Genomic DNA, 22,346 nt, shown 5'->3' on the forward strand with positions numbered 1-22,346 from the left:
TGACGACCGCGTCGCGCCGGAGGATCGTTCGCTACCCACTGCGCGACGCCAGCCAGTCGTGGATCGATTGCGGGACCTCGCGCTGGGCGCGGCTGGAGACGTAGATGCCGATATGGCCGCCGCGGAATGACAGCTCGCTGTAGTCGTCACTGCCGACCAGGCCACCCAGCGCCTGGGACGAAGACGGCGGAACCAGATGGTCGTGCTGTGCGAAGACATTCAATACCGGCATGTCGACGTCGGCCAGGTCGACCGCCTTTCCGCCGATCTCGATCCCCCCATTGAGGAACCCGTTGGCCTGGTAGAACTGCTTGGCGAACTGGCGGAATGCCTCACCGGCCTGGTCGGGCGAATCGAAGATCCAGTTCTCCATGCGCAGGAAATCCTCCAGCGCATCCCTGTCATCGAGGATGTCGACCAGCCCGACGTACTTCTGCACGAACAGCCGCCACGGCTTGAGCGTCAGGTAGGTGAAATTCATCATGTCGGCCGGGATGTTGCCCAGCGCGTCGACCAGCGCATCGACGTCGATCCCACGTACCCAGTTGGCCAGCATGTTGTCGTCGGTGTGGAAATCGACCGGGGTGACCATGGTGACCAGGTTGTGCACTTTCCCCGGGTTGAGCGCGGCGTAGCACAACGAGAACGCGCCGCCCTGGCAGATGCCGAGCAGGTTGATGGCATCCAGTTGGTGCGCAGCGCGCAGATGGTCGACCGCGCCACCGAGGTAGCGCTGGATGTAGTCCTCCAGCTCCAGGTAGCGGTCGGAGCGGTCCGGGTAACCCCAGTCGAGGATGTAGACGTCCTCGCCGCGCTCAAGCAGCCCGCGCACGATCGATTTGTTGGCCTGCAAGTCGACCATGTAGGGGCGATTGACCAACGCGTAGGCGATCAGCAATGGCACCTTTGCAGTCGGCGCGCGCCCGCCCTCCAGCGAGGCACCCTGATAGCGGTACAACACCACCTTGCCGTCGCACCAGACCTCTTGCCTGGGCGTTGCGCCATAGCTGATATCGCCCACCTCATGCAGCGTGTCGAGACCGGCGCGCAACTTAGCCTGCATCTGGATCGCGTCTTTCGTCATCGTTTCGGGGCTGAAGTCGAGCGGGCCGGTGTTGAACATAGTGGGCTTGTCCATGTCAGCGTGCCTTAGCGGCGGACTTGGCTACCCCGCGTCGTGACGCGGACGCGGGCTTGCCGGTGGTGGATTTCGTTTTTTTCGCAGTCGGCTTTTTCGCGGCCGGCTTTTTGGCCGTGGATTTCTTTGCTGGTGCCTTCGTGACTTTCTTCGCCGGTGCCTTCACCGCTTTCTTCGCGACTTTCTTTACTGCCTTCTTCGCGACCTTCTTAGCGACCTTTTTCACGGGCTTCGCTTTTGCGGCCTTGTTCGTGGCCGCCTTCGAAGGCGCACGCCCGCTATTGGGACTGGGCTTTGTCGGTGGCGATCCGGTCGCGCCGGAAGCCAGCTGGTCGCGCAAGCGACGCAGCTCGCGTTCCAACTGGACGATCTTGCGATGCACCGCATCCACCTCGCTGCGGGTGGGCACGCCCATTGCCTCACCAACCTGTTCGATCTCGCGTTGCACCGCGGTGCGCAGCCGCATCTGCGAGTTCACCATCGCGCCGTAGGCCTCACGGAAGCGCGGCGACAACGCGATTTCCGAGTACGTCTCCTCGGCGGCATCAATCCACAGGTCAAACAGTGCCCGCGCGGATTCAAGCTTCTTGCCGGGCTCGCTGCACTCGGTCAGTTTCTCTTCGAAACGCTTGAACGCGTCCTGCAACGCCTGCGCCATCAGTGCCTGGTACGCCCGACCCTGCTGCTGGTGGTCTTGCTGCGCCTGGGCAAGCTGCTGCCAGCGCTGCTGGTGCTCGCGGGTGAATCCCACTGCGGGCGTGCCCAGCCAGGTTTGCCCACCGGCCTGCATTTTCTCCAGCCACGGAGTCACTTGCTCGAACCATTGCTCGAAGCCTTGCTGACCCGGTCCGTGCATGTCGCGCAGCGCATCGGCAAACGGGTTGCCACCCGCGCCTCCGAGGATGCTTTTCCAGGCCTCTGCGATCTCCGGCGCACTTGCATCCTGGCCTGCGAACCGGGCTGCCAACTGCTGCATCTGCGCGAACCAGCCGCATGTCTGGTCGGTAAAGCGGTCGACGGCTGCATCGGCCGGGCTGTTGCCGCTACTGGCCAATTGCGACCACCATGCGGTTGCCTCCTCCCAGCCCGGCATCCCGGCTGCCACACCCGGAGACCCCGCGCCTGCGAAACCGGCACCCGGGAAGCCTCCACCGGGAAACCCGGCAGCCGAGACTCCTGGCGTCGACGCGGGCGCGGCGCGCAACATCTCGCCCCAGCGACTCCAGTACTGCCGTGCCAGCGACTCGAAATCGTCGTTGCCGGAACCGCCGCCGGCACCGCTTCCAAAACCGCCGGGCGGAAAGCCACCCGTACCGAACCCGTGATTGGCCATTTCATTCTCCAAGCGTGAGCTCGATCATAACAACGCTATGTCTGGATACAGGGTGGATGCCTACGGCTTGGGAATGCGCACCGTCTTGCTGACCATCAAGGTGCCCGACAAAGCGAACATCAACACCAGTGGATGGAACTGCCACGGCCCCAGCTTGACCATGCCCAGCCACAGGTTGGCGCCGATTGCGCCCTGCCCGGCCGCGATCCACAACACCACCACCAGGACCAGGCTGGTCGGGATCGGCGTGCCCTCGAAGAACTTGACCTTGCCCTCGGCGCCGGACAACTGCTCGGCTGTGACGTTGTAACGCGCCAGCCGACTGACCCCGCAACCGACGAAGTAACTCAGCACCACCCAGTCCCAGCCACCCTGCAATCCGCAGGCGTAAGCCAGCGCGGCGGGGGCGACCCCGAACGAGATCACATCGGCCAGCGAGTCCAGCTCCCGGCCCAGGGTGGAAGCCGACTTGCGCCAACGCGCGATGCGGCCGTCAAGCGCATCGAAGATGAAAGCCAGCGGGATCAGCGCCATGCCGATCATCAAGTCGAACACGATCCCTTCCTGGAGGAAGCGCATCGCGGCAAAAACCGCCCCGGTGCCGCAGAAGGCGTTGCCGAGGGTGAACCAGTCCGCGAGGGCGAACTCGCGAAGCATCGAAAAATGGCGGCGTTGCTGCATTCACTGACTCCCGTGTGGTTCGCCATCATCGCGCAAACCGAGGCGTCCAGCCTGCCAAATGACGGGTGAAAGCAAAAGCATCCCGTCGCTCCACCCGCATGGCCCGATCGCGGCTGAAGCCGCTCCTACAATAGGTTCCGAAGGACGCTACCCGGAAACAGTATCGCGATGGCCCCACCCCGCAAAATCCTGCATGTCGACATGGACGCGTTCTACGCGTCGGTCGAGCAGCGCGACGATCCTTCGCTGCGCGGTCGACCGGTGGTCGTCGCCTGGCGAGGCGGGCGCTCGGTGGTGGTTGCGGCCAGTTACGAGGCGCGCAAGTTTGGGGTGCATTCGGCGATGCCCGCGACCCGCGCCGAGCGGCTGTGTCCGCAGGCGGTATTCGTACCGCCGGATTTCGTCCGTTACAAGGCGGCATCAAGGCAGGTGCGCGAGATCTTCGCCCGCCACACCGACCTCATCGAACCGCTGTCGCTGGACGAGGCTTACCTCGACGTCACCGAAACCAGGACCGGCCTGCCGTCGGCCACCGCGACCGCCGAGGCGATCCGTGCCGCAATTTTTAATGAAACCGGGTTGACCGCCTCGGCCGGGGTTGCGCCGAACAAGTTCCTGGCCAAGATCGCCTCGGACTGGAACAAACCCAATGGCATCTGCGTGGTGCGCCCGCGGCAGGTCGATGCATTCCTGTTGCCGCTGGCCGTCGGTCGCTTGCCGGGAGTCGGCAAGGTGATGCAGGGCAAGCTGGCCGAACTGGGCATCGCCACGGTCGGTCAGTTGCGCTCGCTGCCGGCGGCCGAACTGGAGTTGCGTTTCGGCCGCTGGGGGCGACGCCTGCACGAACTCTCGCTCGGCATCGACGACAACCCGGTGCGCTCCGAGCGCCCGACCATGCAGATCTCGTCAGAAGACACCTTCGAGCACGACCTGCTGCTGGATGCGCTGGAACCGCACATCCGACGCCTCGCCGAGAAGACCTGGGCGGGTTACCAGCGCGAACGCACCCAGCACCAAGGCCGGCTTGCCCGCACCGTGGTGCTCAAGCTCAAGACCCATGACTTCCGCATCCTCACCCGCAGCCTGACCCCGGCCATGCAACCGACGACACTGGAAGTGCTGGCCGACATCGCCTGCGAGTTGCGCACGCGGGTGGAATTGCCGGCGGGTACGCGCTATCGACTGGTGGGGGTAGGACTGTCCGGTTTCGTCGACCAGGACGATGTGCGCGTCCAGTCGGATCTTTTCGAGCACGACTGACTTCCTCCTTTCGTTATCTTTCGTCTTCGCCGTCTTTGGTGGCGCACGACGATTCCCGGCAGTCTCATGCATTGGGACGGTCGACGGAAATACTGGACTGACGGAGGCGGGAATCCAGAGCCCGTTCCCGGGGATGATGGTCACGTCTCATGTTTTCCGACGCCGGGGATTTTCGCGCCGTTGAGTTGCGTAGGGTGTATTAGCCACAGGCGTAATACACCTTTCCTCCCCGACCCGACATGGCTCCCGGCCCGGCTTGTCCTGACTTTTGGCGCAATGCGCTTTGCTTATTGCGACATACGAATTTACCTTAACTTTAAGTTATAACTCATTGATTTTAAAAATTTCTACTTCTGCCACCTGTTTGTTACTAGAATTAGTACCATGCACTTGACCGATACCCAACGCCGCCTGCTCGACTTCCTCCGCGAGCACATCGCCGAGCACGGCTATCCGCCGTCGCAGATGGACATCGCCCGGGCGTTCGGGTTCCGCCAGAACCGTTCGGCGCGCTATCACCTGGAGGCGCTGGCTCAGGCGGGATTGATCGAACTGTCGGCCGGGCTTGCACGCGGCATCCGGCTCACGTCGCCGCGTCGCACTTCCGCCTTCAACGCCGACCTGCTGCAGGTACCTTTGCTCGGCCGGGTCGCCGCAGGTACGCCGATCGGCTCGGACCCCGAGATACGGCGCGAAGTCACCCTCGACCCGTCGCTGTTCCGCCTGCGTCCGGACTACCTGCTGGAGGTCGAGGGCGAGTCGATGCTGCTCGACGGCATCCTGCCCGGCGACCTGATCGGGGTGCATCGCATTATCCAGGCGCGCGACGGCCAGACCGTGGTCGCGCGGGTCGAGGGCGAGCTGACAGTGAAACGGCTAGACAACGGCGGCTTCGAGACCGGCGCCAGGCACCTGCGCCTGCTGCCGCGCAATCCGGCCTATGCCCCGATCGAGATCGATGCGAGCGTCACCGACTTCGCCATCGAAGGGCTGTTTGCCGGATTGGTGAGACCAAGCTGATGGGCGCCGTGGTCGCCCTTGATGCCTTGCTGAAATCGCGCCAGGTCTGGCGTGGCCAGCCAGCGCCGCGCGCACCATCGCGACATCCCACCGGCTTCGCGCTGCTGGACGACGCCCTGCCCGACGGCGGCTGGCCCGAAACCGCATTGACCGAACTGCTGCTGCCGGCCGACGGCGTCGGCGAGTTGCGTCTGCTGTGGCCCACCCTCGCCCGGCTGTCGCGCGCCGACGGCATGGTCGCCCTGATCGCACCACCGTACATGCCGTTTGCCGCCGCCTGGGCAAGCGCCGGGGTGCAACTCAACCGCTTGCAGATAATCCGCACCGACCCGCGCAATGCCCTCTGGGCCGCCGAACAATGCCTGCGCTCGGCCGCCTGTTCGGCCGTGTTGTGCTGGCCACAAAACGCCAACGACCGTGCCCTACGCCGCCTGCAGGTCGCCGCAGAAACCGGCCAGTGCCTCGGTTTCGCGATGCGCCCAATGAAGGCGGCAACGAACCCGTCGCCCGCCGCGTTGCGGATCGCCATCGACGTCGACCCGGCGCAACTGCGCGTACTCAAGTGCCGCGGCGGCAACCCGCCCACGCGAGCCATCCCGTTTGCGCAAGCCACTGTTTTATCTGCCCAACCGCCAGCAGTCACTGCTCTTCCCATCCAGTCGCCCACGACAGTCGGACAGGGGGCGGCCGCCCCCATTCCCTTCCGCCCCCGCGCCCTTCCGACGCAGGCGCAGTGAGCACGACCAATGCTCTGGGCCTGCATCCTCCTGCCGCAACTGGCGCTCGACGGCGTCCTGCGCCGCCACCACGACCCCGACGCCCCGCTGGTATTGGTGACCGGGCCGGCGCAACGCCGCGTGCTGCGCGCAGTCAACACCGCAGCGAAAACCGCCGGTCTGCGCGCCGGCCAATCGTTGGGCGCGGCGCAAGCACTCTGCAGCCGATTCACTGCCGCCGAGCATGATCCGGCCGAGGTCGAGCGCTGGCATGACTTCCTGGCCGCCTGGGCGTACCGCTACAGCTCGCTGGTCAACCGCACCATGCCCTCGGCGCTGCTGCTGGAGGTTGAGGCCAGCTTCAAGCTGTTCGGCCCGTGGCCACGGTTCGAGACCCAACTGCGCGCGGACCTGACCGAACTCGGCTTCCGCCACCGCATCACCCTGGCACCCAACCCTTACGCCGCCCGCGCACTGGCCAACGTGCATGACGGCCTGGCGATTGCCCACGACATGCCGCTGCACAATGCGCTGGGCCAGTTGCCGGTCGAACGCAGTGGACTTGCCCCGGAAGTAGCGACCAGCCTCGCCCGCATGGGCCTGCGCAAGCTGCGGCAAGTCCTCGCCCTGCCCCGCGCCGCGCTCGGCAAACGGGTCGGCAAGGACGCGCTCGCCCACCTGGATCGGCTGACCGGCGCGCTGCCAACGCCGCTGCGCTACTACCAGCCACCGGATTCATTCACCTCACGGATCGAGCTGAATCATGACGTCGAATCCAGCCAGGCGCTGCTGTTCCCGCTACGCCGGCTGACCGGCGACCTGGCCGCCTACCTGGCCGGTCGCGACGGCGGCGTGCAGCGTTTCACCCTGGTGCTGGAACACGAACGCTGCGCCGACAGCGAGCTGGTGGTTGGCCTGCTCGCACCCGAGCGCCACCCGGCGATGCTGTTCGAACTGGCCCGCAGCCGACTCGAGCAGATGCGGGTGCCCGCCCCGGTACGCGGCCTGCGATTGATTGCCTGCGAGCTGCCGCCGTTCGTGCCCGCCGGCCGGGATCTGTTTGACACCCGGCCACAGCAGGCGGTGCCGTGGGAGCAACTGCGCGAACGCCTGCGTGCGCGCCTCGGCGACGAGGCGGTGCATGGTCTTGGCATGCGCGCCGACCACCGCCCGGAACGCTCATGGCAGGCCGAACCGGCACGCGTGATTGATGTCCCCACTACCCCACGCCCCGGCTGGCTGCTGTCGAAACCACTGCCGCTGCGGGACCGCCATGTCCGCATCGTCGCTGGCCCCGAGCGGATCGAGACCGGCTGGTGGAATGGCGACGTGCGCCGCGATTACTACCAGGTCGAGACCAGCCACGGCCAGCGCGCCTGGGCGTTCCGGCAGGCCGGCGATGCCGCCGGTGACGGACACGCCGATGGCTTCATGCTGCACGGGTGGTTCGGGTGAGGCGGGGATCCAGTGCCCCGGTTGCCGGCAGAGCCAACGTCGCTGGGTTCCCGCCTTCGCGGGAACGACGGGGAGCGCGGGAACGCCGGGGGAGCGGACGCACATGGTCCGGACGTACATGATCCCCTTACCCGCCTACGCCGAACTGCACTGCCTGTCCGCCTTCAGCTTCCAGCGCGGCGCCTCGACCGCGCCCGAGCTGTTCGAGCGCGCCAAACAGCAGGGCTACACCGCGCTGGCGATCACCGACGAATGCTCGCTGGCCGGCATCGTGCGTGCGCTGGAAGCTTCCGACCGATTCGGCGTGAAGCTGATCGTCGGCAGCGAAATGCAGATCGAGGACGGTCCCAAACTGGTGCTGCTGGTCGAGGACGCCACCGGTTACACCGCGCTGTGCCGCCTGATCACCCTCGCCCGCCGCCGCGCGCGCAAGGGCGAATATCGATTGCTGCGCGAGGACTTCGTCGACACCGACGGCCTGCTTGCACTCTGGCTACCCGGCGAACAGCCCGACGAGGCGCATGCAGGTTGGGTAAAGACCACCTTCCCCGACCGTGCCTGGCTCGCGGTCGAGCTGCACCGCGGCCCTGACGACGAGACGCGGGCAGCGCAACTACGGCAAGCCGCCGACTGCCTCGGCCTGCCGCTGGTCGCCGCCGGCGACGTCCACATGCACGTGCGCGGCCGTCGCGCGTTGCAGGACACGATGACCGCGATCCGCCACCACGTCACCGTCGCCGAAGCCGGCCACCGCCTGTTCCCGAACGGCGAACGTCATTTGCGCAGCCGTCGCGCGCTGGCCGCGATCTACGAACCCGACGACCAGGACGGATCCGACGACCAGGCCGACCTGCTCGCCGAAACCCTGCGCATCGCCGATCGCTGCCGTTTCAGCCTGCGCGACGACCTTAAATACCAGTACCCGCACGAACTGGTCCCATCCGGCCATGACGCCACCAGCTGGCTGCGCCACCTGGTTGAGCAAGGCGCGCGCTGGCGCTGGCCCGACGGCATGGATGACAAGGCCCACGCATTGATCGACAAGGAACTCGCCCTCGTCGCCGAGAAGCGCTACGAGTCCTACTTCCTGACCGTGCACGACATCGTCCGCTTTGCCCGTTCGCAGGGCATCCTCTGCCAGGGCCGCGGTTCGGCTGCCAACTCGGTGATCTGCTACACACTGGGCGTGACCGAGATCGATCCCGTCCGCATGAAGATGTTGTTTGAGCGCTTCCTGTCGAAGGAACGCGACGAACCGCCAGACATCGACATCGACTTCGAACACGAGCGTCGCGAGGAAGTCCTGCAATACGTGTTCAACCGCTACGGTCGCGAACGTGCCGCGCTGACCGCGGTAGCCACCCAGTACCGTGGCCGCGGCGCGGTGCGCGATGTCGGCCGCGCGCTCGGCCTGCCGACTGACGTGGTCGGCGAGCTGGCATCAACGATGGACCGTTGGGGCGGCCACGCGCCCATCGCCGAGCATCTGCGCGAACGCGGCTTCGATCCCGACTCCTTGGTGCTGCGCCAGGTGATCGCGTTGACCGCCGAGTTGATCGGCATGCCCCGCCACCTGTCGCAGCATCCCGGCGGCTTCGTGATCTCCGAATACCCCTTGCACACCCTGGTGCCGGTGGAAAACGCGGCGATGGACGACCGAACCATCATCCAGTGGGACAAGGACGACCTAGACGAGATCGGACTGATGAAGGTCGACTGCCTCGCGCTGGGCATGTTGACCGCAGTACGCAAGACCCTCGACCTGCTGCGCGACGGCGGCCGCCGCGACATCGCCGCGCTGGCCGACATCCCGGCCGAAGACCCGCAGACCTACGAGATGATCAGCCGCGCCGACACCATCGGCGTGTTCCAGATCGAGTCGCGCGCGCAAATGGCGATGCTTCCGCGACTGCGCCCGAAGACGTTCTATGACCTGGTCATCCAGGTCGCGATCGTCCGCCCCGGCCCGATCCAGGGCGACATGGTCAATCCCTACCTGCTGCGCCGCACCGGCAAGGAGCCGGTCGAATACCCCTCCGAAAAATTGAAGGCCGTGCTGGAACGTACCCTCGGCGTGCCGTTGTTCCAGGAACAGGTGATGCAGATCGCGATGGCCGCGGCCGACTACACCCCCGGCGAGGCCGACCAACTGCGCCGCTCGATGGCGGCCTGGAAGCGCCGCGGCGGACTGGAGCCCCACCGCGAGCGCTTGATGACCGGCATGCTCCGCAATGGTTACAGTCGCGAGTACGCCGAGCGCATCTTCGAGCAGATCAAGGGCTTCGGCGACTACGGCTTTCCCGAGTCGCACGCGGCCAGCTTCGCCCTGATTGCCTACGCCAGCAGCTGGCTCAAATGCCACGAGCCAGCCGCATTCGCCTGCGCACTGATCAACTCCTGGCCGATGGGCTTCTACTCGCCCGACCAGTTGCTGCAGGACGCTCGCCGGCACGGCATCCGCACCCTGCCCGTGGACGTGCGCCACAGCAATTGGGATTGCAGCCTGGAAGGTATCTCCAGGCCCCCGACCCCGCCATTCCCGATACCGTCATCCCCGATGCCGTCATCCCCGATGCCGTCATCCCCGATGCCGCCGTCCCCGATACCGCCGTCCCCGATACCGCCGTCCCCGATACCGTCATTCCCGCGAAAGCGGGAACCCAGCGACTTGGATACCGCGGGCCCGCCAGATACGCCAAAGTCACTGGATCCCCGCTTTCGCGGGGATGACGCACGACAACCTGCGATCCGCCTCGGCCTGCGGATGATCCGTGGCTTCCCGCCCGACGCCGCAGGCCGCATCGAGGTCGCGCGCAAGCAGCGCGTGTTCACCGATGTCGCCGATCTGTGCGCCCGCGCCGCACTCGACCGCCGCCAGCAATCACTGCTCGCCGATGCCGGTGCCCTGCGCGGCCTCGCCGGCCATCGCCACCGCGCCCGTTGGGCGATCACCGGGGTCGAGCCGCAGTTGCCGCTGTTCGCCGACACCCCGGCGACGCGGGAAAGCGAGACGATCGTGTTGCCGCTGCCCAGCGCCGACGAGGACATGCGTGCCGACTACGCGATGACCGGCACCACCCTTGGCCGGCATCCGCTGGCGATGATCCGCAAGCAACTGTCGGCGCGCCGCTACCGGCGTTCCGGCGAGGTCGCGGCAATGCCGCACGGCCGCCACGTCCGCATCGCCGGTCTGGTCACCCTGCGCCAGCGCCCGCAGACAGCCAGCGGCGTTATCTTCATGACCTTGGAGGACGAGGACGGCATGACCAACGTGGTGGTCTGGCGCGACCTCGCCGAACGCCAGCGCCGCGAGTTGCTGGAGTCGCGACTGCTCGCGGTCGAGGGCCGGCTGGAGTGCAAGGACGGCGTGCAACACCTGGTCGCGAAGCGGCTGCAGAACCTGAGCGGACTGCTCGGCGACCTCGACACCCGCTCGCGCGATTTCCATTGATTCCGCGCCTTTTACCCATCGCCTTGACCTCGGCGCCGCCCATCCGTGGCCTGTTTTCCCTTCGCTCCACGTTCGCCGGACAACAGGGAGCTGCGTGTTCAGGAGACAAAGACCATGGCCAACGGCCTCGTACACGACCGACGTCGCGTGACCCCTAGTGATGGGCACAGCTTGCGTAGTTGCCTCAACGAAGCCCAGTGCGGCGCATTGCGTGCCTTGGAATATTTCGGCTGGACGTTGCGTTTTGTACGCAATCCGTCCGCGCCGATACCCGTGATGTTCGCCACCGACAACACCTTTCTGGTAATCCGCGCGGATGGCAGCATCGATGACCGCACCAAGCTCGCGGTCCGGAAGCAGACCGACGGCTGATATCGCCATCGACGCGGCGACCGTGCGCGCACGAAAAAGCGGGCCGAAGCCCGCTTTTCCATGACGATGATGCGTGCGCGGCTTACTCGGCCGGCGTGCCCTCGCCGTCGTTGACCGCCTTCATCGACAGGCGGATACGGCCCTGCTTGTCGACTTCCAGCACCTTGACCTTGACCACATCGCCTTCCTTGAGCACGTCGCTGACCTTCTCGACGCGATCGTTGGAGATCTGCGACACGTGCACCAGTCCGTCCTTTCCGGGGGAGATGGTGACGAACGCGCCGAAGTCCATGATCTTGGCGACCTTGCCTTCGTAGATACGGCCCGGCTCGACGTCGGAAGTGATCTGCTCGATCCGGTCCTTGGCCGCCTGGCCGGCAGCCGCATTGACGGAGGCAACGGTGATCGTGCCATCGTCCTGGATGTCGATCTGGGTGCCGGTCTCCTTGGTGATCGCCTGGATCACCGAGCCGCCCTTGCCGATCACTTCGCGGATCTTGTCGGGGTGGATCTTGATCGTGATCAGGCGCGGCGCGAATTCGCTGAGCTCGCCACGCGGGGCGGTCAGCGCACTTTCCATCTCGCCAAGGATGTGCAGGCGGCCTTGCTTGGCCTGGGCCAGCGCGGCTTTCATGATCTCTTCGGTGATGCCCTGGATCTTGATGTCCATCTGCAGGGCGGAGATGCCCTCGCTGGTGCCGGCGACCTTGAAGTCCATGTCGCCGAGGTGATCCTCGTCACCCAGGATGTCGGACAACACGACGAAGTCGTTGCCTTCCTTGACCAGGCCCATCGCGATACCGGCAACCGGTGCCTTGATCGGCACGCCGGCGTCCATCAGCGCCAGCGACGAGCCGCAGACCGAGGCCATCGAGGACGAACCGTTGGACTCGGTGATCTCCGAGACCACGCGGATGGTGTACGGGAACGCTTCCATCGTCGGCATCACTGCCAGCACGCCGCGCTTGGCAAGGCGACCGTGGCCGATCTCGCGACGCTTCGGGCCCATCATGCGACCGGCTTCACCCACCGAGTAAGGAGGGAAGTTGTAATGGAACAGGAAGTGGTCCTTGTACTCGCCGGCGACGGCGTCGATGACCTGGCCATCACGCGCGGTGCCCAGGGTGACCGCAACGATGGCCTGGGTCTCGCCGCGGGTAAACAACGCCGAGCCGTGCACGCGTGGCAGGATGCCGACCCGCGAGGAAATCGGGCGCACGGTGTCGAGCGCACGGCCGTCGATACGGATCTTGCTGCTCAGCACCGAACCACGCATGGTGCCGTACTCGAACACGCTGAACTGCTTGGACAGGTCAGAGGTCTTCCAATCGTTGGCTTCCGCCTGCGGCGCCAGTGACGCAATCACGTCTTTCTTCAACGCCGAGATGGCGTCCTTGCGCTCCAGCTTGTCGCTGACCGCGAAAGCCTGGGTCAGTCGATCACCAATGGCGGTCTTGAGCGCGTCAACCAGAGCCGGATCAGCGGCCGGTGCGGCCCAGGTCCACTTCGGCTTGCCGGCTTCGGCAACCAGCTCGTTGATCGCATTGATCGCGACCTGCATTTCCCTGTGGCCGAACATCACCGCGCCGAGCATCACGTCTTCCGACAGCACGTCGGCTTCGGATTCAACCATCAGCACCGCGTCGGCGGTGCCGGCGACGACCAGCTCCAGCTGGGAATCCTCCAGCTCGGTCTTGGTCGGGTTGAGCAAATACTGGCCGTCCTTGTAACCGACCTTGGCGGCGGCAATCGGGCCGTCAAACGGGGCACCCGACAACGCCAGCGCGGCGGATGCACCCAGCAGCGCCGGGATGTCGCCGTCGATTTCCGGGTTCATCGACATCACGGTGGCGATGATCTGGACTTCGTTGCGGAAGCCGTCCGGGAACAGCGGGCGGATCGGGCGATCGATCAGACGCGAGATCAGGGTCTCTTTTTCAGTCTGGCGGCCCTCACGCTTGAAGAAGCCACCCGGGATACGGCCACCGGCGTAGAACTTCTCCTGGTAGTCGACGGTCAGGGGGAAGAAATCCTGACCCTCGCGCGCAGTCTTGTTGGCGACGGCGCTGACCAGCAGCACGGTGTCCTCGATGCGAACGATCACGGCGCCGCCTGCCTGGCGCGCGATCTCACCGGTTTCCAGGGTTACCTGGTGATTGCCGTACTGAAAGGTCTTGGTAATTTTCGCCACGTTGGTTTCCTATCGGTGCTGTGCGATCCGGTCATGGCCCTTGCCTTGCCCGGTCGGTCGCCGGCTCGCGACCTGGTGGGTCTTGCGACCCCGAAAACAGTCGCGGCGCATCACTGCGCCGCGAGGGAATACTTCGATCAGCGGCGCAGACCGAGCTTCGCGATCAATGCCTTGTAACGCGTGCTGTCCTTGCGCTTCAGGTAGTCGAGCAGGCGGCGACGACGGTTGACCATCATCAGCAGGCCGCGACGGCTGTGGTGATCCTGCTTGTGCTCCTTGAAGTGGCCCTGGAGCTGCTCGATGCGACCGGTGAGCAGGGCGACCTGGACTTCCGGGGAGCCGGTGTCGTTCTCGCCGCGCTTGTTGTCTTCAATGATCTTGCTGGTGTCAATGGACATGGGTTTGCCTCGTTGATGCGCGACCCGCAGAACGCGTCCGATGCCGGGCAATGCCAGCACCGGCGCACCGCCTGGTCCGCCGCTTGTTTACAAAATTGGATGATGAAACGTGGGTTTGCTTGGGAAAGCCCGCAAATTGTAGCCCTCTGTCCCCGGGACAACAAGGCGCGTCAGCGCCCCCGTTGCAATCAGCCCGCCGCCGGCGTGGCCCACGCGAACAATCGCTGCGGATGCAGCAATCCGGTCTCGTCGACTCGGCCCAGGCCCAGCACCCGGTCGTCCTGATCGTGAACCGCTACGACCACCGGGCCCGGCAGCGCGACGTCCGGGCGGACTGGCTGGCCATGGCCCAGGGATTGCGCTTGTTCCGGGTCCAGGGTGATCCGGGGATAATCGGCCAATCCCGCCTCGATCGGCAACAAGCAGGCATCAAGAAGGTCCGCGCCCTGCCCCGCCAATGCCTCCAACTCGGGGAGTGAATACATCCCGGGATCGGTGAACGGCTCAACCCAGAGCCGACGCAGCACCTCCACATGCGCCCCACAACCCAGCGATTCGCCGATCTCGCGAACCAGGCTGCGCACATAGGTTCCTGAACCGCATTCGATCGACAGCACCAAGCGCGGCCCATCGTGCTCCAGCAGCTCAAGGCGGTGTACCTCGACATCGCGGACTGGCGCGTCGATCGGCTCGCCACGTCGGGCCTTGGCATACAGCGGCTCACCGCCCTGCTTCAGGGCCGAATAGATGGGTGCACGCTGGCGGATGTTGCCACGCAGCGGCGCCAAAGCCACTTCTATATCGACGGCGTGCAATGACGGAACCGGTCGTTGTTGCAACACCAGGCCATCGGCGTCGTCAGTGTCGGTGGTGGAACCCAACACCGCGGTGGTCTGGTAGGCCTTGCGCGAGCCCAGCAACAAACCGGCGATCTTGGTGGCTTCGCCAAAACAGATCGGCAGCAGGCCGGTGGCGAGCGGGTCCAGGCTGCCGGCATGGCCAGCCTTGCGGGCATGAAACAACCGGCGAACCTGCTGCAATGCCTGGTTGGAACTCAGTCCGGCGGGCTTGTCGAGCAACAACAGCCCGTCGACTGGACGGAAGTTGGCACGGCGACGCTTGCTCATCGATCCGATCCGCTCCGATCCATCTGGATCAATCAGGCAGGGTCTTCGGTGTCGCCTACCGGCGGATTCTCGCGCAGCAGGTTCTCGATGCGCTCACCACGATCCACCGAGTCGTCGTAATGGAAATGCAGTTCCGGTACGTGACGCAACTGCATGGCGCGCCCGAGTCCGTAACGCAGCGGCTTGGTGAGCTCTTTCAGCCCTTCCATCGCCTCTTGCGCACGCTCTGGCTGCAAAGCGGTCACGAAAACCTTGGCATGCGCCAGGTCGCGGGTGACTTCAACGTCGGACACGCTCACCGACGGCAGGCCATGCTCGCGAACGGCCTCGTGCACGAGGGTGCCCAGCTCACGTCGGAGCTGGGCGGAAACGCGATCGGTACGATGGAAAGTCTTCATGGCATCACAGCGTGCGCTGGACCTCGATGCGCTCGAAACATTCGATCATGTCGCCCGGCTTGACGTCGTTGTACTGCTTCACGCCGATGCCACACTCGGTGTTGACCCGGACCTCGTCGACGTTCTCCTTGAAGCGGCGCAGCGATTCCAGCTCGCCCTCGAAGATCACGACGCTGTCGCGCAGCACGCGGATCGGTTTGGTCCGCTTGACCACGCCCTCCACCACCATGCAACCAGCGACGGCACCGAACTTGGAGCTGCGGAACACATCGCGAACCTCGGCATTGCCGATGATTTCCTCGCGGATCTCCACACCCAGGATGCCCGAGGCAACCTGCTTCACCTGATCGATCACGTCATAGATGATCGAGAAGTAACGCAGATCCACGCCGTTGGTCTCGATAACCTTGCGGGCGGACGCGTCGGCGCGCACGTTGAATCCGATGATGGTGGCCTTGGAGGTCGATGCCAGTTGCGCATCGGACTCGTTGATACCGCCGACGCCGGAGCCGATGACGTTGATGCGGATCTCGCTGGTGGACAGCGCGGTCAGCGCCTCGCGCAGTGCCTGCACCGAGCCTTGCACATCGGCCTTGATGATCAGTGGCAGGCTGAGCTGGTCTCCACCCTGGCCCAACTGGGCCATGATGTCTTCCATCCGGGTGCCACTCTGGGCAACCAGGCGCGACTCGCGACGCTGGGCATCACGTTGGCCGGCCACATCCTTGGCCAGGCGCTCGTCCTCGACCACGACGAAATCGTCACCGGCATCGGGAACACCCGACAAGCCCAGTACCTGCACCGGAATCGAGGGGCCGGCCGAATCGACCTGGGCACCGGTCTCATCGAACAACGCCCGCACGCGGCCGTACTGCACGCCGCAGACCAGGTAATCGCCCTTCTTCAGCTCGCCCTGTTGGACCAGCACGGTGGCCACCGGGCCTCGACCCTTGTCGAGCGCCGACTCGATCACCACACCGTTGGCGCGGCCTTCGGCGACGGCACGAAGCTCCAGGAATTCCGCCTGCAGTGAAATCGCGTCCAGCAATCCGTCGATGTTCTGGCCGGTCTTGGCGGACAACTCGACGAACTGGGTTTCGCCACCGAATTCCTCGGCAACGACTTGTTGTTCGAGCAGCTCGTTCTTTACCCGCAACGGATCGGCGCCGGTCTTGTCGACTTTGTTGATTGCCACGATCAACGGCACGTTGGCAGCGCGGGCATGTTGCACCGCCTCGATGGTCTGTGGCTTGACACCATCATCGGCGGCCACCACCAGCACCACGATATCGGTGAGCTGCGCGCCTCGCGCCCGCATCGAGGAGAACGCCGCGTGACCCGGCGTATCCAGGAAGCTGATGATGCCCTTGTCGGTCTGCACGTGGTACGCGCCGATATGCTGGGTAATGCCGCCAGCCTCGCCGGTGGCGATCTTGGTGCGACGGATCTGATCCAGCAACGAAGTCTTGCCGTGGTCGACATGGCCCATGATGGTCACCACCGGTGGACGCGCCACCTGCTCGCCATCGTTGTTTTCCACGTGCGCCAACAGGACGTTTTCAACGTCGGCCGCATCGGCGCGGACCACGTTGTGGCCAAGCTCCTCGGTCACCAGTGCCGCGGTGTCATGGTCGATGCTCTGGGTGATGGTGGCCATCACGCCCATCTTGAACAGCGCCTTGACCACTTCCCCACCCTTCAACGACATCTTCTGGGCGAGGTCGGCAACCGTGATGGTCTCGCCGATCGCAACATCGCGCACGATGGGTGCGGTCGGCTTGCTGAACCCGGTACCGCTGCGCGCCTGGTTGCCCTGGCGCCGCGGCGTCGAGCGCCCACGGGTGTTGGTGCTGCGACGCGCACGGTCGGACGCACTCAAGTGCATCTGCCCGGCGAAACGCTTGTCGCGTCCATCGTCGTCAGCGCCGGCGGGAGCGGCATTGGAACCACGCTTGTGGCGTGAAGTCCCGCGCTCGTCGCCAGCCCGCGGCGCGGCGGGCTTCGGATGGCCGTGACCATGGGTCACAGCGGGCTTGGGCTCGCCCTCCACGGCTGCCGGAACCGCGGGAGCCGCCGCCGCAGCAGCCTGCTCAACCTTCAGTTGTGCGGCCTGCTCGGCTTCACGCTTCACCCGCTCGGCCTCGTCGGCGCGGCGCTTGTCGGCCTCTGCCAGTGCCTTTTGCTCGGCGAGGTTGCGCTGCCTGGAAGCTTCCAGCTTGCGCAGGATCTCGGCGCGCTCGTCGGTTGGCTCACCCTGCTTCTCGTCGGGGCGGATCACGGTGACCTTCTTCCGTACCACCACGTCAACCGTGGCGCGGCTTTTCCCGCCTCCGACCGTAAGCTCCTGCTTGCGGCTCCGGCTGAGAGTGATCTTCTTGGCAGGGCCGCCAACGGCGAGGGGCGCGTTGCCCTTGCCATGGGCGCTGCGCAGGAAGCCGAGCAGCTTGCCCTTCTCGGCACTGGTGACCGCCTGGTCAGGCCCGTCGAAGGGCATGCCAGCCTCGGCCAACTGCTCCAGCAGCTTCTCGACCGGCGTATTCACCAGTGCGGCCAACTTGCGGATAGTGGTTTCCTGCGACATTCGGTTTCCGTGTCCTGTGGCACGGACCAATGCCCGTGCGTAATGATGCATTCTAACGGCTGGGTTTCTGGAACCCGTTCAACAACCTTTACCGTTCTACTCGGCGGCCTTGTTCGGCCGTCCTACTCAAACCAATGCTTGCGCGCTTCCATGATCAGTGCCGCGGCCCGGGCCTCGTCCACGTTTTCCAGCTCGGCCAGCTCATCGGTCGCCAGATCGGCCAGATCATCCCGCGTGACCACGCCTTGCGCCGCCAATGCGAACGCCAACTCGTCGTCCATGCCTTCCAGCGACAGCAAGTCTTCGGCCGGATGATGCTCGTCCAGCACTTCCTCGGCCGCCAATGCCTCGTTCAGCAACGCATCGCGGGCGCGGGCGCGGAGCTCCTCGACGATGTTCTCGTCGAAACCCTCCACTGCCAACAACTCCCCGACCGGGACATAGGCGATTTCCTCCACCGTGTTGAACCCCTCGCTGACCAGGATCGCGGCGATTTCCTCATCGACCTCCAGCCTGCTCTGGAACAACTGCCGCGCGACGGCCTGCTCGGTCTCGGTCTTCTCGGTGACCTGGTCCTGGGTCATCACGTTGAGCTGCCAACCCGCCAGGCGGCTGGCCAGGCGTACGTTCTGGCCGCCCTTGCCGATCGCCTGTGCCAGACGATCCTCGGCTACCGCCAGGTCCATGGAGTGCTTGTCTTCATCAACGATGATTGACTGCACCTCAGCCGGCGCCATGGCGTTGATCACGAACTGTGCCGGGTTGTCCGACCACAGCACGATATCGACCCGCTCGCCGTTGAGCTCGTTGGTCACCGCTTGCACGCGTGAACCGCGCATGCCGATGCACGCGCCGATCGGATCGGTGCGGTTGTCATGGGCGAGTACCGCGATCTTGGCGCGATCGCCTGGATCACGCGCGCAACCCATGATCGACACCAGGCCCTGGCCGACTTCCGGAACCTCCAGCTGGAACAGCTCCATCATGAATTCCGGAGCCGCGCGGCTGATGAACAACTGCGGCCCACGTGGCTCGGGGCGCACGTCATACAGGTAGCCACGAACGCGGTCACCGGCGCGCAGCACATCACGCGGGATGCCCTTGTCCTTGGGAATGATTGCCTCGGCGTTGCCGCCCAGGTCGACATAGATATTGCCGCGCTCGACCCGTTTGACGATACCGGTCACCAGCTCGCCGACGCGATCCTTCCATGCGTCGATGACCTGCGCGCGCTCGGCGTCACGCACCCGCTGCACGATGACCTGCTTCGCGGCCTGGGCTGCAATGCGGCCGAAGCCGGGGTTCTCGATCTGCTCGTCGATGTAGTCGCCAACCTCGACCCCTTCGACCTCGTCGATGGCGTCCATCAGGCGCAGCTGGCGGTCAGGCGACTCCATCACCACGTCGTCGGCAACCACTTCCATCCGGCGGAAGGTTTCGTAACTGCCGTCCTCAGGATTGATCTTGACCCGGACCAGCACGTCTTCATCGTGGTAACGCTTCTTCGCCGCAGACGCCAGTGCCGCCTCGATCGCTTCGAGGATCACCGATTCCGGCACGCCCTTTTCATGGGCTACCGCATCAACGACCAGCAACAGTTCCTTGCTCATCTGCTTACTCCGCCGAGGACGGCTTTGCCGCCGGCTTGTTGGTTGGTGTGTTGGTTGGATTCTTGCGCTGTCCCGGTTTGGAGCCGGGCTTGCTGGGCTCGAGTCCCAAACCCGCCCAGTCCGGGACCAGGCGAGCCTTGTCGACATTGTCCTGCTGGATCACCAGCGGCGCGCCGTCGACCAGGAAGGTCATGTCGTCGTCGGTGACCTGTGAAATCACACCGGTCAGGCGACGACGACCGTCTTGCGGCAGCCGCAACGTAACCTTCGCAGTTTCACCGATAAAGCGGGTGAAATGCGCGGCGGTGAACAACGGCCGATCAAGCCCGGGGGAAGACACTTCCAGGGTGTAGTTGCCGCTGATCGGATCTTCCACGTCGAGCTGGGCGGAAACCTCGCGGCTGACGGCCTCACAGTCTTCGATGGAGACCGCTCGTGGCGCACCGTCATCGGTGCCATCGTCACCCACTTGGGCGTCACCGTTGGCCTGCTCGCTCGCGGGCAAGTCGATATACAGCCGGACAACCGCCCCACCCGGGGACGGCAGGTACTCGATGCCCAAAAGTTCGACACCCAACGAAGCCACCGTGGGGGCCAGCAATTGAGAGATTTCGGCCGCTTTGTCCGTCACGCGTTCCTACTCCTGCGATTGGCAACTGGCGCGTCGATCCGCGAGTCAATACTGCAAATGCAACAAAGGGCCCATTGGGCCCCTTGTCCGTACCGCTGGATGTCGGTGTGACGCGCGAGCAGAACGCGTCACCAAGCCCGAGCTGTTGGCCAAAAAAGAAAGCCTCTAAACGAGGCTTTCAGCGAACTGCCCAAACACTGCAGTCCCGGCCGAAGCTGGTAGCGGGGGCAGGATTTGAACCTGCGACCTTCGGGTTATGAGCCCGACGAGCTGCCAGACTGCTCCACCCCGCATCAGGCCGCCCATGATAGCGGCGGACTTTGAACTTCGCAAGCCCGATCAGGCTTTTTCTTTGCTCGACACTACTAGCGCCGATCCAACCCGGGGCCCCATTTCATGGCCTCGCCCCGGTTGGGGGAGGCAGAGCTTAACCGACCCACGCACTTGTTGCAAAACTTGCCGCACAAGCGCGTCCCGCGAGTGCGGAAACGCGGCCAAACCCCGGTAATCAGGGCCCGAATGAGCGCTGGCACCACTCCATGATCGGGCTCCAAGCCAGGCCAAGCGCCAATAGTGCGACGGCATTGACGCCAAACACGATCCGCAACGGACGATTCTGCGACGGCGGCGGCATCTCGCCGACCGGCTCATCGAAGTACATCATCTTGACCACGTGCAGGTAGTAAAACGCGCCGATCACCGCAAACACGATGCCGACGATGGCCAGCCAGAACATGTCGCCCTGGATCGCCGCCTGCAACACCGCCAGCTTCGCCCAGAAGCCAATGAAGGGCGGCACGCCGGCCAACGAGAACATCACTAGCAGGACCATTCCGGCCAGCCACGGGTTACGGGCATTGAGTCCCTTGTAATCGACCAGTTCATCGGCTTCAAAACCACGGCTGGACAGCACCACGATTGCACCGAAGGCCGCCGCGGCCATCAGCGCGTAGCTGATCGCATAGAACATCGCCGCGGCAAACCCGATCGCTCCGGCACCGGCAAATCCCATCAGCAGGAAACCGACATGGGAGATGGTCGAGTAGGCGAGCATGCGCTTGAAATTGCTCTGCATCAGCGCGCCGAGGTTGCCAATCGCCAGCGACAGCACCACCAGCGCGGCCAGCATGATCCGCCAGTGGTCATCGGCCGATCCAAGCCCCTGCTCCAGCAGGCGGAAGGTCATCCCGAACGCCGCCAGCTTGGGCGCCGAGCCGATGAACAGGGTGATCGGGGTCGGCGCACCGTGGTAGACGTCCGGCAACCACATGTGGAATGGGGCGGCACCGAACTTGAAACCGATGCCGACCACCGCGAACACCACGCCGGTGACCAGCATTGTCTGCGACGAGGTGGTCTGCGCGGCAAGCGCGATGGCATCCAGGTCCAGAGTGCCGGTGGCTCCGTAGATCAGCGACAGGCCGTACAGCAGCAGGCCCGATGCCAGCGAACCCAGAACGAAATACTTGATTCCCGCCTCCGAGGCCAGCGGGTTGTCGCGGTCGATCGCCACCAGCGCGTAGGAGCACAACGCCAGCATCTCCAGCCCGACGTAGATCATCACCAGGCTGCCGGCAGAGACCAGCAGCATCATGCCCAGCGCTGCAAACAGCATCAGCACCGACATCTCGCCCTTGTAGATGCCGCGGTCACGCATGTAGGGCCACAGATAGACCATCGACAACGCGGTCGCAATGGCGATGCCGACCTTCAGTACATCGGCCATGGTGTCGCGCACGAACATGCCGCTGAACACCGTGGCGTGGCCGCCGACCCCGCAGGCGATCAGGCCAGCGGTGACCAGCAACAACACCATCGCCAGGACATGAACCATCACCCGGCGGCGGTCGGACAGGAACAGGTCGAGCATCAGCAGCGCGAAAGCGCCGCCGACCAGCACCAGTTCCGGTAACAACGGCATCAATTCGGCGGCGGAGCGTACGTGGATCATTGGCAATCTCTGATAGGTCGGTGCTTATGGCAC

Annotated in this window: 16 protein-coding genes, 1 tRNA gene and 1 pseudogene; 6 read left to right on the plus strand and 12 right to left on the minus strand. The window is 64.9% G+C overall.

Annotated elements, in window-relative coordinates:
* Positions 1-31 precede the first annotated feature (31 nt).
* Genes ACW5DN_RS05310 through ACW5DN_RS05320 form a run of 3 tightly spaced genes read right to left on the minus strand, consistent with a single transcriptional unit; the run spans position 32 to position 3,152 of the window.
* Positions 32-1,138, minus strand: a complete 1,107-nt coding sequence (locus ACW5DN_RS05310) for a class III poly(R)-hydroxyalkanoic acid synthase subunit PhaC (protein WP_456961700.1) — start codon at positions 1,136-1,138, stop codon at positions 32-34.
* A gap of 1 nt (position 1,139) precedes the next feature.
* A complete protein-coding gene (phaE, locus tag ACW5DN_RS05315; protein ID WP_456961701.1) occupies positions 1,140-2,471 on the minus strand; it encodes a class III poly(R)-hydroxyalkanoic acid synthase subunit PhaE in 1,332 nt (443 codons plus the stop codon).
* 60 nt (positions 2,472-2,531) lie between these two features.
* Positions 2,532-3,152 carry a CDP-alcohol phosphatidyltransferase family protein gene (locus tag ACW5DN_RS05320; RefSeq protein WP_456961702.1) on the minus strand — a complete coding sequence of 207 codons (621 nt, stop codon included), beginning with the start codon at positions 3,150-3,152 and terminating at the stop codon, positions 2,532-2,534.
* Positions 3,153-3,320: 168 nt separating this feature from the next.
* Here ACW5DN_RS05320 and dinB point away from each other — a divergent pair, with 168 nt between their 5' ends.
* From dinB to ACW5DN_RS05350, 6 genes and pseudogenes are all read left to right on the plus strand, one after another.
* Positions 3,321-4,412, plus strand: a complete 1,092-nt coding sequence (dinB, locus tag ACW5DN_RS05325) for a DNA polymerase IV (RefSeq protein WP_456961703.1) — start codon at positions 3,321-3,323, stop codon at positions 4,410-4,412.
* A 384-nt stretch (positions 4,413-4,796) separates the two neighbouring features.
* Positions 4,797-5,432 carry a transcriptional repressor LexA gene (gene lexA / locus ACW5DN_RS05330; RefSeq protein WP_456961704.1) on the plus strand — a complete coding sequence of 212 codons (636 nt, stop codon included), beginning with the start codon at positions 4,797-4,799 and terminating at the stop codon, positions 5,430-5,432.
* Positions 5,432-6,037, plus strand: a pseudogene (imuA, locus tag ACW5DN_RS05335) (translesion DNA synthesis-associated protein ImuA); the annotation flags it as partial. The gene lexA and the pseudogene imuA, both read left to right, overlap by 1 nt.
* Before the next feature lie 141 nt (positions 6,038-6,178).
* Entirely contained in the window at positions 6,179-7,603 is a 1,425-nt protein-coding gene (locus tag ACW5DN_RS05340) for a Y-family DNA polymerase (RefSeq protein WP_456961705.1), read from the plus strand.
* Between the two features lie 118 nt (positions 7,604-7,721).
* The gene (locus ACW5DN_RS05345; RefSeq protein ID WP_456961706.1) at positions 7,722-11,054 is read left to right on the plus strand and encodes an error-prone DNA polymerase; all 3,333 of its coding nucleotides are present in this window, start codon (positions 7,722-7,724) and stop codon (positions 11,052-11,054) included.
* Between the two features lie 114 nt (positions 11,055-11,168).
* Positions 11,169-11,426, plus strand: a complete 258-nt coding sequence (locus ACW5DN_RS05350) for a hypothetical protein (protein WP_456961707.1) — start codon at positions 11,169-11,171, stop codon at positions 11,424-11,426.
* An 82-nt stretch (positions 11,427-11,508) separates the two neighbouring features.
* Here the strand turns inward: ACW5DN_RS05350 and pnp are convergent, their stop codons facing one another.
* From pnp to nuoN, 9 genes are all read right to left on the minus strand, one after another.
* On the minus strand, positions 11,509-13,617 hold the full coding sequence (pnp, locus tag ACW5DN_RS05355; protein ID WP_456961708.1) for a polyribonucleotide nucleotidyltransferase: 2,109 nt from the start codon (positions 13,615-13,617) through the stop codon (positions 11,509-11,511).
* A 137-nt stretch (positions 13,618-13,754) separates the two neighbouring features.
* A complete protein-coding gene (rpsO, locus tag ACW5DN_RS05360) occupies positions 13,755-14,015 on the minus strand; it encodes a 30S ribosomal protein S15 (protein ID WP_456961709.1) in 261 nt (86 codons plus the stop codon).
* Between the two features lie 188 nt (positions 14,016-14,203).
* Complete coding sequence (truB, locus tag ACW5DN_RS05365) at positions 14,204-15,142, minus strand: tRNA pseudouridine(55) synthase TruB (RefSeq protein ID WP_456961710.1); 939 nt, start codon at positions 15,140-15,142, stop codon at positions 14,204-14,206.
* Positions 15,143-15,174: 32 nt separating this feature from the next.
* The gene (gene rbfA, locus ACW5DN_RS05370; protein WP_456961711.1) at positions 15,175-15,540 is read right to left on the minus strand and encodes a 30S ribosome-binding factor RbfA; all 366 of its coding nucleotides are present in this window, start codon (positions 15,538-15,540) and stop codon (positions 15,175-15,177) included.
* A gap of 4 nt (positions 15,541-15,544) precedes the next feature.
* Positions 15,545-18,121 (minus strand): translation initiation factor IF-2, encoded by a 2,577-nt coding sequence (infB, locus tag ACW5DN_RS05375; protein ID WP_456961712.1) that lies wholly within the window; start codon positions 18,119-18,121, stop codon positions 15,545-15,547.
* 122 nt (positions 18,122-18,243) lie between these two features.
* Positions 18,244-19,731 carry a transcription termination factor NusA gene (nusA, locus tag ACW5DN_RS05380; protein ID WP_456961713.1) on the minus strand — a complete coding sequence of 496 codons (1,488 nt, stop codon included), beginning with the start codon at positions 19,729-19,731 and terminating at the stop codon, positions 18,244-18,246.
* A gap of 4 nt (positions 19,732-19,735) precedes the next feature.
* The gene (locus ACW5DN_RS05385; RefSeq protein ID WP_456961714.1) at positions 19,736-20,362 is read right to left on the minus strand and encodes a ribosome maturation factor RimP; all 627 of its coding nucleotides are present in this window, start codon (positions 20,360-20,362) and stop codon (positions 19,736-19,738) included.
* A 216-nt stretch (positions 20,363-20,578) separates the two neighbouring features.
* Positions 20,579-20,655, minus strand: a tRNA-Met gene (locus tag ACW5DN_RS05390).
* Between the two features lie 215 nt (positions 20,656-20,870).
* A complete protein-coding gene (nuoN, locus tag ACW5DN_RS05395) occupies positions 20,871-22,313 on the minus strand; it encodes an NADH-quinone oxidoreductase subunit NuoN (protein ID WP_456961715.1) in 1,443 nt (480 codons plus the stop codon).
* Between the last annotated feature and the right edge of the window lie 33 nt (positions 22,314-22,346).

It is taken from the genome of Lysobacter sp. A289 (assembly GCF_054072675.1).